Here is a 13,500-nt window from a genome sequence, read left to right on the forward strand (position 1 = left end):
TTAAATGCCCTATTTTTGGAATCGCAGAAGAAACACGGTTCATCGGCGATCTGCGTGAACGCCGTATGACAAAAAAAATTGCTACGATAAGAACCGGCTCAGCCTTCGAAGGCAATATCGATCGCTTCGCGGCTTTGCACTATCGCGAATTCGATTGCGATGCCTTCTTCGAAATGACGCACGACACGGCCACGCATGGAACCGAGAATAACCTGGCTGTTCAGGGCAGGGCGCATGCGCAATTCAACGGCGGCTCCCGATATGGAAAGATCGAGGATACGGCAAGGATATTGCCTGCCATCGGCCATCGACAGCGTCGTGATGGGATTGCGCGGCGCAACGCGTTGGTGACGCCGGTCTTCCGGCATGTCCAGTTCATGTTTATTGGCGAGCCACGTGAGTTGTGCGGCGATCTTGTTCTTCTTGCGATCCGATGCGGTCAGCGAAACTTGAAACCCGCCATTGACCATGCGCTCGATAGTGCCTTCAACGCGGCCGATATGGTCAATGTAGGCAACGACCCGCTCGCCATTGTTCGCCATCACATCTGTGGTGATGATGACATCGCCGGGCGACATTTCATCGATCTGGCACACATGCTCGGTACGATCCTCCAGCATGAAGCGACCATATAGTTGCACTTTCACGCTATAGTACTTGCCCGCGGCGGCAAGATTGGGGCTCGAAACGTCACGGTATAATTGCATGAAGGCTGTCCAGATATGGGAATCGACAGTAGCTGATGGCAAAAGGTTACGTCACAAGTCTTAACGCGAAGGTAACGATGCTGGCTGTTGCTTAGAAATTGCTAACCTAACTGCTGATTTTTCCGCCATCGAATACGACCAGATGCCCGACCTTGCGGCTGATGATCGTCCGCGTGGCGGGCAAGGTTGTGGATGCCATATTCTCCGGAACTGTAAGAATGGAATCACTGGGCAAACTGCGCGCCGGGTAACGCGGGTCGATGATCGAAATCGATTGGAGGCGGTTTTCGACGATAGGATCGGATTCGAGCCAGAAAGGCCTTCCCAGTGAAATGATCATCCCTATGAGATGCCGTTCATTGGCCTCGCTGGCGAGTGGCAAAAGAATCAATTCGAACAGGGCTCTGCGGCCACGAGTACTCTTACCTTCGTACGTCAGCTGAACGACGGACTTGTTCGTCATACTGTTCTTGGTGAGGCGTACGATATTGCTTCGGTCCTTTATCTGCCAGAGTGAGCCAAACGACGCGCTCCTCAATTCCCGGCCATAAACCGAGCATATGCGGGTTCCGGCGAGGCGGAAGCGCGGCTCGCCCGGTCCGATTGCCTGGACGATAAAGGTATCGGCGAGATATTTCCTGATCGAAGCGGGTGCAATCTCCCGGCGCTCCGGCGCGGCGCGGGCGCCGCGCAGCCTGTTCCAATAGGCAAAAAGCTCGCTTGTTCCATCATGCCGCATAGGGTTCATCTGCTTTCGGCGCTCAACGCGATTCTTCTTGTCATCCGGACTCTGTCACTGACAAACTGCTGGCGCCACCATAGATGGCGTAGTCTCCACCGCGGCAGCCGATTAAGGTTAACAAGTGGTTTCGATTGAGCCGCGAGCCGCGCTGTGAGACAGTGCTTTCACTAGAGTTTGCATGATCAACTATCCTGAAATTCGAGGCCGCCCAGACCCACTGAGCGGCCTTTTTTCTGTTCATGGGGCTTTGCACCCGAGACCCGAACCAGATAGCGTTCGTCATCAGCAACAAAGGCCATGAACAAGAATGAACGATCCAGCGGATATCCGGAACCGGTCCACAAGGGGCGAGCCGATCTTCAATATTCCGGGTGTCGTATTGGTCATCATGGGCCTATGCGGCATTGTCTTCGTTCTGGAGACCTATGTCCTGAGCGATGAGCAGAACAATGAATTTCTTTTGAATTTCGCTTTCATTCCGGCCCGTTTTTCAGAATATGGCGGGTTCACGTCACCGGCCGCCTGGCTGACAACCGTGACCTACTCACTGATGCATGGGAGCATCGCCCATACAGCGCTTAATATGATCTGGCTGGCTGCCTTCGGGTCGCCACTGGCGGCGCGGATCGGACCGCTGCGGACGACCCTGTTCTGGATCGTAACGTCGATCGCAGCTGTGATGACGCATTTTGCAGTCTATCCGGACAGTATCGCACCTTTGGTGGGTGCGTCAGGCGCGATTTCCGGCATGATGGGTGCGGCGGCGCGCTTCGGTTTCCGCCGCTCCCCCTTGCGCAATTCGGCAGCCTTTGTCGGCGATATCCTGCCTATCGGGGTGGCGCTTCGCATGCGAACCGTCCTGACCTTCCTCGGCGTGTGGTTTGTCACCAATATTCTAACCGGAATGCTCTCCGTCGGCGTCGATAGTTCTGCGACAATTGCCTGGGAAGCGCATATTGGCGGCTTCCTTGTCGGCTTCCTGGGTATTTCCTTGTTCGACAGGCGTGACAATGGTCGAATGGATCCGGAATTGATGGTATAGTTGCAAAATAGTTGCAATAGGCAGCGCATACGCGCACCATGAATTAGATCATCGGATGTATCCGGGGGATGATACGGTGGTCGAGAAGCCAATGTGCAAGGAGGATGTACATGACTGTCAAACTGATTCTCGAACGAAAAGGCTATGACGTATTCAGCACGACGCCGGAGACGACGCTCGGCGATGCAATTACGATCCTCGCAAAGCACAAGATCGGTGCAATTGTCGTTTGTGACGGAAACAATGCCATCAAGGGCATTTTGTCCGAGCGCGACGTTGTCAGGCAAATTGCCGCCCATGGAGCCGATGCCTTATGGAAGCCGATTTCGGAAAGCATGACCATGAAGGTCAAGGTCTGCAGTGAGAAGCACACGATTAATCAGGTCATGGAAATCATGACGCAAGGCCGGTTTCGCCACCTGCCCGTGGAAAAGGATGGGCATTTGCACGGAATTGTCTCGATCGGTGACGTCGTCAAACTTCGTATTGAAGAAGTGGAGCGCGAGTCGGAAGAGATTCGCAGCTATATCGCCACTGCCTGAAACGGTTCAAAAAACGAGTTTTTGCATGCGCTCCAGTTCGCCGACGCGCGCCATGGTTTCTTCATAACCGAGTTTGATCGCCTCGTCGGCACGATGGAATTCAGCGAGACCAACATGACCGATCTTCGGCATCAGCATGATGTCAGGCGGATCGCCTGCCATACGTGCACGTGAAATCCGGTCCTGGATTATGTTGAACGATTCCATCATGACACCGGTGATGCCCAGCCGCTTGGAATAGGAAGGGTGGGCGCGAACTGCTTCGCCATCGACTGAGCCGGGATTTGGAGCTTCCGCTGCATGCTTGATGACAGCGGCACGGCCAAACTGGTCATAGTGCAGGTTGACGGCGACAACCAGCGGATGCTCGTAAGACCGGCAGACCGCGACGGGAACCGGGTTTACCAGCGCACCATCGACGAGTGTCCTGCCATTGCATTCGACAGGTTCGAACACGCCGGGCAAGGCATAGGAAGCCCGCATCGCGGTTATCAGGCTGCCTCGTGTCAACCAGATTTCATGACCGGTATTGATCTCGGTGCATACGGCAATAAAGCGCTTTGGCAGATCTTCAATAGCCAGTTCTTCCAGGTGCTCGCGCAAGCGGCGATCGAGTTTCATGCCGCCGAAAAGGCCGTTGCCCCGAAAACGCAGATCGAGCAGGCTGAAAAGGCCTCGCTTGGTCAGGCTGCGGGCAAAATCCTCAAGCTGATCAAGCTTGCCGCCCAGATAGCAACCGCCAACAAGGGCGCCGATCGATGTTCCGGCAATCATGGAAATTTCTATGCCAGCCTCATCAAGGGCACGCAGTACGCCGATATGCGCCCAACCGCGGGCAGCGCCGCCACCAAGCGCAAGCGCAATGGGCGTCTTGCGGTCGCGAGGCACTTCCGGCGTGATTACTGGCACGTCCGGAGTGTTATCGATACCGATCGGTTCTGCCGCGCGCATCCGGCGCGATGCCCATTCGAGCATGACATATACTCCTGAAACACTGCTCTTTCATTATTCCTTTGTATTGGTATCCAAAGGATGAATATTGCGGATTTGTGACCCATTAGCCAACCAATGAAATGGGATTACAAAAGACGATGATGGCGGTTGCGAGGCATGAAGGTTTTCCTGACCATTATTGTCCGTATGGCTAGGTCGTGAATGCGTTATGGTGTCGAAATGGTGTGAGGCCATCTTTTCGGATACAAGGAGCTGTAGTGGTTTCATGGCCCAGGAAGGCTCTACTTTGTCTCTAACTGCATTACCAATGATGATGTTCCATTCGTCGTGACGATCTGACGATAAAAGCACGAGCGGCGTCCGGTGTGGCAGGTCGGGCCATCGCCGGCGACAGTTACTTTCAGCCACAAAGCATCCTGATCGCAGTCGGTGCGCATTTCGACTACCGTCTGTAAATTTCCGGATGTCTCGCCCTTTTTCCAGAGGGACTTACGTGAGCGCGACCAATAATGTGCGATGCCGGTTTCCAGCGTCAATTTCAGCGCATCGGCATTCATGTGCGCGACCATCAGCAATTGGCCGTCCCTGGCATCTGTAACGACCGCCGCTACCAATCCAGACGCATCGAAGCGCGGTGCAAACACCGCGCCTTCTTCATTGTCATGTTTGTCGCTCAGGGAAGCGGAGAACAAATCGTTCGGCATAATACCAATTCTGGAAACTACCGGCCCCTGACGAGTGTCATGAACCGTACCTGCTCGTTGATTTCAGTCTTGAACGATCCGGTAAAGGTCGTCGTGGTGGTCGTCGAACCGGCTTTGCGGATGCCGCGCATAGCCATGCACATGTGCTCGGCCTCGATCATGACCGCAACACCGCGCGGGCGCAGCGACTCCTGGATTGCATTGGCGATCTGTGCCGTCATGCTTTCCTGCGTCTGCAGCCGATGCGCAAACATGTCGACCACGCGAGCGATTTTCGACAAGCCAACGACCTTCTCGCCATCGGGCAGGTAGGCCACATGCGCCTTGCCGATGATCGGCACCATATGATGTTCGCAGTGCGAGAAGAACGGAATATCCTGAATGAGGATCATGTCCTCGTATCCGGCGACTTCCTCGAAGGTACGGCCAAGCACGTCGGCCGGGTCCTGCGCATAACCGGAGAATAATTCCTTGTACGTGTTGGCCACTCGTTGCGGCGTATCCAGCAGACCTTCGCGGTCGGGATTGTCGCCGGCCCAAAGCAGTAGCGTACGAACGGCTGCTTCGGCTTCTTCCTGGGTGGGGCGTCGATTGTTGTCCTGCTTGGCGGCTGCCGATTGCAGGACTTTGATTATAGCATCCATCGCGATCTCCCGTAGCCGCCCTCAAAGGAGCGACGAGTTAAACGGCAATACACGATAGTCGCTCCATCGGAACGGACGGTGTATTGAAGGCAAGCTGGAAGGCGTTTCCAGCCACGACCAACACAATAACGCATCGCGAAAATTTAATACATGCGACTTTGTGCTGGTGCGCTCCAATACTATATAGAGATTGAAATCGGGATTCATAGGGTCAAAGCGATGCACAATGACGCGTTTGCAGTGAACACTGTGTCGAAAAACGGGCATTCATTATGATCAATGACGTCTACAACACGCGTATCCTTGAATTTGCCGGAAACATCCAGCGGCTCGGGCGTCTCGAGGAGCCGGATGCATCGGCCACCGCTCATTCAAAACTTTGTGGCTCGACCGTTACCGTCGATCTGAAGGTGGAGGATGGCGTCGTTTCAGATTTTGCCCATGATGTGAAGGCTTGTGCGTTGGGGCAGGCTTCGTCGTCGATCATGGCGCGGCATGTCATCGGCGCAACGGCACAGGAACTGCGCGACGTCAGGGACCGAATGTTCAAGATGCTGAAGGAAAACGGTACGCCGCCAGAAGGCAGGTTCGAAGATCTGAAGTTTCTTGAGCCGGTGCGCGACTATAAAGCGCGCCACAATTCCACGATGCTGACCTTTGACGCAGTGGTGGATTGCCTTGACCAGATCGAGAAGAAAAACGCCGAAGCCGCAGCCTAAAATCGATGTGTGAAAAACCAGCTCATGATTATACGCCGAAGATTGTCAGCAAATATTCGCGTAACTGGCAAGGATCCTGGCGGAAAACGCCAGGACGCTTGTTAGGAACAGGGCTGATCAGGTTCTACCAGCTCACCTTGTCCGGATTTGTCGGAAATTCCTGCCGCCATATTCCTACCTGCTCGGAATATACTTACGAATCCGTCGCCCGCTATGGCCTGTGGACTGGAGGCTGGATGGGTCTCTTCCGTTTTGTCCGCTGCGGGCCGGGCGGTACACATGGGCTGGATCCGGTCCCGACCGTACTGGATGGGCGGTTTGTATGGTATATGCCCTGGCGCTTTTGGAGCCTTCATCGCCCTCAGACTTGAACTTTAGAGCCTCGGGCGACAATATTGACGCGTTCTGCCGGAGGGAATTCGTGGACAAGGTCGAGGGGTTTGGCGAGGCCGATGCCTTTCCATCGGACGATGCCGAAACCCGATGGATTTGGCCCGAATTCACCCGGCCCTTTAGGTTTCCGGCTGGCGGCCAACCACTTTGTCAGGCGGTGTCGTCCGATGGACAGGCATCGGCCTAGCCGCCTTCCGCGTGGATTGTCTCGCCATCCGCGAAACAGAACTGCGCCGATATTATCGCCCGAGGCTCTAAGTACTTTACGCCGGACAAAACAGCATTTAGAAGTGCGCCCGCCGGAGCGGTTTCCGGCAAGCTGGATACCACCCGCAATCGTTGGCGGGACTGGATAGGAGAAAATCGATGTCACAAACAGTTGCCAAAACTGTATCCATGCAATTCCCCGATGGCTCGAAGCGCGAATATGACGCTGCCATGACCGGCGCGGAACTTGCTGAATCCATTTCCAAATCACTTGCCAAAAAAGCTGTCGCCTATGCGGTGGATGGCACCGTGCGCGATCTATCCGATCCGCTGCAGGGTTCCGGCTCGATCGAAATCCTGACGCGGGAAGATCCGCGCGCGCTGGAATTGATCCGGCATGATTGTGCCCATGTTCTCGCCGAGGCTGTGCAGGAGTTGTTTCCCGGAACACAGGTCACTATCGGCCCTGTTATCGAGAATGGCTTTTACTACGATTTCGCCAAGAACGAACCGTTCACGCCGGATGACCTGCCGGTGATCGAGAAGAAGATGCGGGAGATCATTGCCCGCAACAAGCCGTTCACAAAGGAAATCTGGTCACGCGAGAAAGCGCGCAAGGTTTTCGCCGAGAAGGGCGAGGCCTATAAGGTGGAGCTCGTCGATGCCATTCCCGAAGGTCAGGATCTGAAGATCTATCGCCAAGGCGATTGGTACGATCTTTGCCGCGGACCGCACATGGTGTCGACCGGCCAGATTGGCAATTCCTTCAAGTTGATGAAGGTTGCAGGAGCCTACTGGCGCGGCGACAGCAACAATCCGATGCTGAGCCGCATTTATGGGACGGCTTTCAACAATGATGCCGATCTGAACTCCTATCTGCACATGCTGGAAGAGGCGGAAAAGCGTGATCACCGCCGTCTCGGCCGCGAAATGGATCTGTTCCACTTCCAGGAAGAGGGCCCGGGCGTCGTATTCTGGCATCCGAAAGGCTGGAAAATGTTCCAGAGCCTCGTCAGCTACATGCGGCGCCGGCTGGACAGCCATGGTTACAGCGAAGTCAATGCGCCGCAGGTGCTCGACAAATCGCTGTGGGAGACGTCCGGTCATTGGGGCTGGTACCGTGATAATATGTTCAAGGTCACGGTCGCCGGTGACGAGACCGACGATGAGCGTGTGTTCGCGCTGAAGCCCATGAACTGTCCCGGCCATGTCATGATCTTCAAGCATGGTCTGAAATCATACCGCGATCTGCCGGTGAAGCTGGCAGAATTCGGCAATGTGCATCGCTACGAGCCTTCGGGCGCGTTGCATGGACTGATGCGCGTGCGTGGCTTCACGCAGGACGATGCACATATTTTCTGCACAGACGAGCAGATGGCGGCGGAATGCCTGCGCATCAACGATCTGATCCTCACGACCTATGCCGATTTCGGATTTGAAGGCATCACAGTGAAACTATCGACGCGTCCCGACAAGCGCGTCGGTTCGGATGAGTTGTGGGATCGCGCCGAAGAAGTGATGGGCAAGGTGCTCAAAACGATCGAGGAACAGTCTGGCGGCAAGATCAAGACATCGATCAATCCGGGCGAGGGTGCTTTCTACGGTCCCAAGTTCGAATATGTGCTACGTGATGCTATCGGGCGCGATTGGCAATGCGGCACGACGCAGGTGGATTTCAACCTGCCGGAGCGTTTTGGCGCTTTCTACATCGACTCCGCGTCGGAGAAGAAGCAGCCGGTGATGATCCATCGCGCTATTTGCGGTTCGATGGAACGTTTTCTCGGCATCCTGATCGAAAACTATTCGGGTCACATGCCGCTATGGTTTGCGCCGGTGCAGGTTGTGGTTGCAACGATCACCTCCGAAGCCGATGAATATGGCAAGCTGGTCGCCAAGGAGCTGAAGGCAGCCGGTCTGCAAGTCATCACCGACTTCCGCAACGAGAAGATCAACTACAAGGTGCGCGAGCATTCCTTGCAGAAGGTTCCGGTCATACTTGTTTGCGGCATGCGTGAAGCCGAGGAGCGTTCAGTCAATATGCGCCGCCTCGGTTCGCAGAACCAGACCTCATTGAAGCTGGATGATGCAATCCAGCAGCTTAGAAGCGAAGCGACCCCGCCGGACCTGTTGCGCGCGGCGGCCGAGTGATCTAAGCGAACATGAAATATGACAGCGTGGTGGCTTCATCACGCTGTCATATAGTGTTGAGAAAATTCAGGCCGTTCCAATATTTTGCGGAGTCCACGTGCAGTTTCCAGAGCTTTCTTATGCCAACGACACGCAGACCCGCCTGACCCAATGGCTCATCCGCTCGATCGAAGGCCTTTCCGGTCGCAATTATTATGCCGGGCTCTATAATACGTGGCGGAGCGACATCGTCCCAGCGGGTATCGACGTTTTTTGTCGCATGATGGATCTGATCAACATCCGTCTCGATGTTCAGGACCAGTGGCCACCGCAAAATCTGCCTGATACGCCATTGGTGATCATCGCCAACCATCCTTTTGGCATCGGCGACGGCATTGCGTCTCTTGCATTGGCCGAGCAACTCGGCCGGCCGTTCCGCGTTCTCATCAACAATGATCTGATGAAGGTACCGGAAATTCGCCCTTATGCGCTTCCTGTCTGTTTCGACGAAACGAAGGAAGCCATGACGATGAATATGGCGACCCGTCACGAGGCTGTGCGGCTTTTGAAGCAGGGCGTGACGATCGTCGTCTTTCCGGCCGGCGGTGTTGCGACAGCACCCAAGGGCTTTGGCCGGGCAGAGGATTTGCCGTGGAAGATTTTTCCGGCAAAGCTAGTGCAACAAGCCAAGGCCTCGGTAATCCCGGTCTATTTTGGCGGACAGAACGGGCGCTTCTTCCACCTTGCGAGCAAAGTTTCGATGACCTTGCGCATTTCGCTGTTGATACGCGAATTTCGCAGATTGTCCGGTAAGGAGATCAATGTGCGGATCGGCCGGGTTATCGGCTGGGACGAATTGAAGCCGCTGGAAGACCGCAAGCTATTGCTCGAATATCTTTACAATGCGGTTTTCTCGCTGGAGCACAGAGCCTATTAATCAATCAAGTGGCTCTTCGCCCTCGGCCGGTTGGTTCGTCGTTGCTGGTGAGCTTGCAGCTTCGGATGCGATCACTTCAACATCCTGATTGCGGCCTGCAACGACCTTGTAATCGCGCTGGTAGATGCGGTCCTTGTTCTTGGCGATGATGACATACTCGCCTTCCGCCAAGACGATCGAAGCAAAGGCGCCAACGCTTTCCCGCACGATATCGCCGGATGTGGTCAGGACGGACCAGGCAGTGTCCGCCAGCGCCTCACCGCCAGCCTCGCGCACGAGCTTCATCGTCAGCAATGCGGCGCGGTGTTCCACATTGGCTTCGGTGATCTTGCCGGCCTCGACACGGATATCCGAGCGGATCACCGCGTTTGCGGTGCCGTAGTTGGAGACGATCTGGTAGGTGCCGGTATTGAGGCGCACCACGCTGTCGGGTTTGACGTCCGGGATGATCAGCGCACGTTCACCGCTCTGGTCGGCGTGATCTTCATAGATGGAAAATCGCAGCTGATCCGGCGGTATGCGCCCGCCGCCTGAAAGGGTCGCGTTGAGTTTCACGCCGCCGGCATCGAGGATCATCGTTTCCGTGCGCTTGGCGCGGGTCATGGTGATGCGCTTCGTCGCGCCTGCACGGCCGAAAGCCACATGTACCAGATAGCTGCCGGGAGCAAGGTTGAACGAAGTCGTTCCGCCCTTGGCAGTCGCCAGCAATGCCAGCTTGCCGTCGCCGCTCGGCTCAGGCGAGAATACACGCCAGACGAGACCGCGCGGGATTGCTTGGCCCTTATCGGAAAGCTTGGCTGACAGCACGAGTTCCGGTTCGTTGGCAAACGGGTTGTTCTCGGGAGCCTTCGGATTGGCGTACCCTTTAAGGTTGGGGATGTTGGGAATATCGAGCGCCGGGACTTCTGGTAATTCGGGCGCAAGTGCCTGCGCAAATGCGCCGGAGATGCTGGCGAACCCCATGGTTACAAGCAGCAGCGCACATTTTAGGGACTTGCCGCCCGTTGAAATAGACTGGAATACACCCATGAAACGGTTTGATCCGAAGCCGATGGCAATTTCAAGGCTTTTTCTTAGCGTGCTACCTTTACTTGGCGGATGAAACCACCACATTGTCCGCGCAAACAAGTATACGACTTAAATCAGGACCGCCGTTTTAAAACATGGATACATCCGCTCCCAATTCGATCATTGAATTCCTGTCAACCCGCAGTTCGACGCCTATCTCGGCCATTGGTCTTCCGGCGCCTTCGGATGATGAAATCCAGACCATGATTCGTATCGCCTCGCGGGTGCCTGATCATGGCCGGCTCACCCCTTGGCGCTTTATCCTCTACCGGGGAGAAGCGCGTGTTCAGATTGGCAAATATCTTGCGGATCTTGCCGAAGAGCGCGAAGGTCCGCTGACCGAGCAACGCCGCGATCAGGAACTCAAGCGCTTTGCCCGCGCGCCATTGGTAATCGGCGTGGTTTTCTCACCGGTCGAGCATCATATTCCGGAATGGGAGCAGTTCCTGTCTTCCGGTGCCGCGGCGATGAAGCTTTCTCTTGCGGCCAACGCGCTTGGATATGCCACTAACTGGATCAGCAACTGGTACGCGTCCGATGAAAAGGGCCGCGCACTGCTTGGGCTGGCGCCGCATGAGCGCGTAACCGGCTTCGTCCATATAGGTACTTGCGCCCAGAAGGTTCCGGAACGTCCGCGACCCGAGATCAAGGATATACTGTCGGAATATTCGGGCCCGTGGGAAGGCTAGGGCCCTAAATGTTTTACAGATACGAGGATGGCCACGGCCTGCCGCATGATCCGTTGAAGGCTATCGTTGCCCCGAGACCGATCGGATGGATTTCCAGCCGCTCGAAGGAAGGCAAGGTCAATCTCGCGCCATACTCCTTTTTCAACATGATCAGCACCAAGCCCTGTCTCATCATGTTTTGTTCCGAAGGCCACAAGGACAGCGTCTCCTTTATCGAAGAGACGGGTGAGTTCGCCGCCAATCTGGTCAGCGCAAACCTTTCCGTTGCCATGAACGCAACGTCGGTGAATGCCCCTCGGGGCGTCAGCGAATTCGAATACTCCGGGCTGACGGCGGTCGACTGCACGATGATCAATGCGCCGCGTGTGGCTGAAGCCTTTTCGACGCTGGAATGCGTCGTGACTGAAATCCGCAATCCGAAAGATCGCCACGGTAACCCGGTGGCTTCGATTATGGTCATCGGCGAAGTGGTGGGCGTGCATATCAGCGAAGAAATCCTGACCGGCGGCCTCGTGGACATGACGAAGGCCCAGCCGGTTTCGCGCCTCGGCTATATGGATTTCGCCTCGGTTTCGCAAACGTTTCAGATGTTTCGCCCAAAGTGGGATGAATAGAGCGTCGGACACAATCTAGCCGGCTGAACGAGCAATAAGCCGCTCCGCCCGTCGCAGATGCGGACGGTCGACCATTTCGCCATCAATACCGATCACACCAGCAGCCGGATCAGCGGCAAACGCGTCGATTATCCTTCGGGCATGCGCTATGGACTCCGGTGACGGTGTAAATGCGTGATTGATGATCGGTATCTGCGCCGGATGAATGGCAAGCTTGGCGGTGAAGCCGTCGCGTTCAGCTTCAGTGCATTCACGCGCGAGCCCTTCCTCGTCGCGGTAGTTGATATAGACCGTGTCGATCGAGGCAACATCTGCCGCCGATGCGCCGAGGATCGTCACCGCCCGGGCCAGCCGGAAGACATCCGTATAACGCCCGGACTCGTCGCGGGCGGTGCGAGCGCCGATTGCCGCAGACAGGTCTTCCGCCCCCCAGCTCAAGCCGATAAGGCGGGTTGAGGCGCCAGGATAACTTGCCGCCGAGAGTGTCCCGATCGCAGTTTCGGTGATGATGGCGATTATCTGTGTCGAACCTTCCTCGACGCCTGCACGCGCTTCGTGGACATTGAGTTTGGCCGAGAGCCGCGTCACATCCTTTCCGCCGTTGGATTTTGGCAGGAGTATACCATGGGGCAGGGATGGCATGACGGCGGCTAGGTCGTCATCGGCAAGTCCACTGGCGAGGTCATTGATGCGAACGAACAGGCGCGGCGAGGGCCTGTCTCGGTTTGCAGCAAGAAACTCGGCGGCTATATTGCGAGCCGCTTCCTTGCGCTCTGCGCTCACCGAATCCTCAAGGTCGATCAGCAACAGGTCGGCCCCGCCCGTCAGGCCCTTCTCCAGCTTCTTTTCCGAATCGCCCGGAACGAACAAGAGCGAGCGCATCAGGCTGCGGCCTTCGATTTCATCATGGCTTGCCGTGTGCATTTCGCGACAAGTACACCGAATTGATTGAAAGCCCGGTGCTCGAATTCGACGATCCCCCGATCCGGCTTTGATTTGGATTTCCGTGCCGAGATCACCTGCGTTTCGACCCGTACGGTATCGCCATGAAATAGCGGGGCAGGGAATGTCACGTCGGTCATGCCAAGATTGGCAATCGTCGTGCCCACAGTTGTATCGTTGACCGAAATGCCAATCATCAGGCCAAGCGTAAACAGCGAATTCACCAAAGGCTTGCCCCATTCTGTCTTGCTGGCATATTCGAAATCGATATGCAGCGGCTGCGGATTGAGGGTCATGACCGAAAACAGCATGTTGTCGCTCTCGGTGACAGTCTTGCGCAGCGCGTGCTGGAACACATGTCCGATTTCAAAGTCTTCCAGATATAGCCCTGCCATGATGTCGCGCGTCTCCTCTTTTGCAGGAGTCTAGGTCGGCTTTGCCAAGATCGCAACATGCGCGTGCTGCCGCC

16 protein-coding genes are annotated in these 13,500 nt (G+C 55.8%); 8 read left to right on the forward strand and 8 right to left on the reverse strand.

The window, feature by feature from the left end:
- Positions 1 to 98 precede the first annotated feature (98 nt).
- Together FHS21_RS26555 and FHS21_RS26560 are read right to left on the reverse strand one after the other, a co-directional pair.
- Complete coding sequence (locus FHS21_RS26555; RefSeq protein WP_112531321.1) at positions 99 to 707, reverse strand: PilZ domain-containing protein; 609 nt, start codon at positions 705 to 707, stop codon at positions 99 to 101.
- Positions 708 to 813: 106 nt separating this feature from the next.
- Entirely contained in the window at positions 814 to 1,455 is a 642-nt protein-coding gene (locus tag FHS21_RS26560; RefSeq protein WP_112531322.1) for a PAS domain-containing protein, read from the reverse strand.
- A gap of 301 nt (positions 1,456 to 1,756) precedes the next feature.
- Between FHS21_RS26560 and FHS21_RS26565 the strand changes: the two genes are divergently transcribed.
- Entirely contained in the window at positions 1,757 to 2,491 is a 735-nt protein-coding gene (locus tag FHS21_RS26565; RefSeq protein ID WP_183664863.1) for a rhomboid family intramembrane serine protease, read from the forward strand.
- Between the two features lie 110 nt (positions 2,492 to 2,601).
- Positions 2,602 to 3,033: a CBS domain-containing protein gene (locus FHS21_RS26570; protein WP_112531324.1), complete on the forward strand. Its 432-nt coding sequence runs from the start codon at positions 2,602 to 2,604 to the stop codon at positions 3,031 to 3,033.
- A 6-nt stretch (positions 3,034 to 3,039) separates the two neighbouring features.
- Here FHS21_RS26570 and FHS21_RS26575 read toward each other — a convergent pair whose 3' ends face one another.
- The 3 genes from FHS21_RS26575 to folE all read right to left on the reverse strand — a co-directional run bounded on the left by FHS21_RS26575 (position 3,040) and on the right by folE (position 5,335).
- Positions 3,040 to 4,008, reverse strand: coding sequence for a patatin family protein (locus FHS21_RS26575; RefSeq protein WP_183664864.1), 969 nt, complete (start codon positions 4,006 to 4,008; stop codon positions 3,040 to 3,042).
- A 260-nt stretch (positions 4,009 to 4,268) separates the two neighbouring features.
- Positions 4,269 to 4,691: a phosphoribosyl-AMP cyclohydrolase gene (hisI, locus tag FHS21_RS26580; RefSeq protein ID WP_112531325.1), complete on the reverse strand. Its 423-nt coding sequence runs from the start codon at positions 4,689 to 4,691 to the stop codon at positions 4,269 to 4,271.
- Between the two features lie 17 nt (positions 4,692 to 4,708).
- On the reverse strand, positions 4,709 to 5,335 hold the full coding sequence (folE, locus tag FHS21_RS26585) for a GTP cyclohydrolase I FolE (protein ID WP_112531326.1): 627 nt from the start codon (positions 5,333 to 5,335) through the stop codon (positions 4,709 to 4,711).
- A gap of 272 nt (positions 5,336 to 5,607) precedes the next feature.
- Here folE and FHS21_RS26590 point away from each other — a divergent pair, with 272 nt between their 5' ends.
- The 4 genes from FHS21_RS26590 (at position 5,608) to FHS21_RS26605 (ending at position 9,718) form a co-directional block, all read left to right on the forward strand.
- Positions 5,608 to 6,054 (forward strand): iron-sulfur cluster assembly scaffold protein, encoded by a 447-nt coding sequence (locus FHS21_RS26590; protein WP_112531327.1) that lies wholly within the window; start codon positions 5,608 to 5,610, stop codon positions 6,052 to 6,054.
- Between the two features lie 5 nt (positions 6,055 to 6,059).
- Positions 6,060 to 6,425 carry a membrane protein insertion efficiency factor YidD gene (gene yidD / locus FHS21_RS26595; protein ID WP_183664867.1) on the forward strand — a complete coding sequence of 122 codons (366 nt, stop codon included), beginning with the start codon at positions 6,060 to 6,062 and terminating at the stop codon, positions 6,423 to 6,425.
- A gap of 388 nt (positions 6,426 to 6,813) precedes the next feature.
- Positions 6,814 to 8,802, forward strand: coding sequence for a threonine--tRNA ligase (gene thrS / locus FHS21_RS26600; RefSeq protein WP_112531329.1), 1,989 nt, complete (start codon positions 6,814 to 6,816; stop codon positions 8,800 to 8,802).
- 97 nt (positions 8,803 to 8,899) lie between these two features.
- Positions 8,900 to 9,718, forward strand: coding sequence for a lysophospholipid acyltransferase family protein (locus FHS21_RS26605; protein ID WP_112531330.1), 819 nt, complete (start codon positions 8,900 to 8,902; stop codon positions 9,716 to 9,718).
- Here the strand turns inward: FHS21_RS26605 and FHS21_RS26610 are convergent, their stop codons facing one another.
- Positions 9,719 to 10,681 carry an RgsD C-terminal domain-containing protein gene (locus FHS21_RS26610; RefSeq protein WP_246411228.1) on the reverse strand — a complete coding sequence of 321 codons (963 nt, stop codon included), beginning with the start codon at positions 10,679 to 10,681 and terminating at the stop codon, positions 9,719 to 9,721.
- Between the two features lie 200 nt (positions 10,682 to 10,881).
- On the opposite strand from FHS21_RS26610, the gene FHS21_RS26615 reads away from it, so the two are divergent.
- Positions 10,882 to 11,475 (forward strand): nitroreductase family protein, encoded by a 594-nt coding sequence (locus FHS21_RS26615; protein WP_112531332.1) that lies wholly within the window; start codon positions 10,882 to 10,884, stop codon positions 11,473 to 11,475.
- Between the two features lie 8 nt (positions 11,476 to 11,483).
- The gene (locus FHS21_RS26620) at positions 11,484 to 12,089 is read left to right on the forward strand and encodes a flavin reductase family protein (protein WP_112531333.1); all 606 of its coding nucleotides are present in this window, start codon (positions 11,484 to 11,486) and stop codon (positions 12,087 to 12,089) included.
- Positions 12,090 to 12,104: 15 nt separating this feature from the next.
- Here FHS21_RS26620 and FHS21_RS26625 read toward each other — a convergent pair whose 3' ends face one another.
- Together FHS21_RS26625 and FHS21_RS26630 are read right to left on the reverse strand one after the other, a co-directional pair.
- Entirely contained in the window at positions 12,105 to 12,971 is an 867-nt protein-coding gene (locus FHS21_RS26625) for an HpcH/HpaI aldolase/citrate lyase family protein (protein ID WP_112531334.1), read from the reverse strand.
- Positions 12,971 to 13,426, reverse strand: a complete 456-nt coding sequence (locus tag FHS21_RS26630; RefSeq protein ID WP_112531335.1) for a MaoC family dehydratase — start codon at positions 13,424 to 13,426, stop codon at positions 12,971 to 12,973. Before FHS21_RS26630 ends, FHS21_RS26625 begins: the two co-directional genes overlap by 1 nt.
- Between the last annotated feature and the right edge of the window lie 74 nt (positions 13,427 to 13,500).

This window comes from Phyllobacterium trifolii (assembly GCF_014192095.1).
Taxonomy (GTDB): Bacteria; Pseudomonadota; Alphaproteobacteria; order Rhizobiales; family Rhizobiaceae; genus Phyllobacterium; species Phyllobacterium trifolii.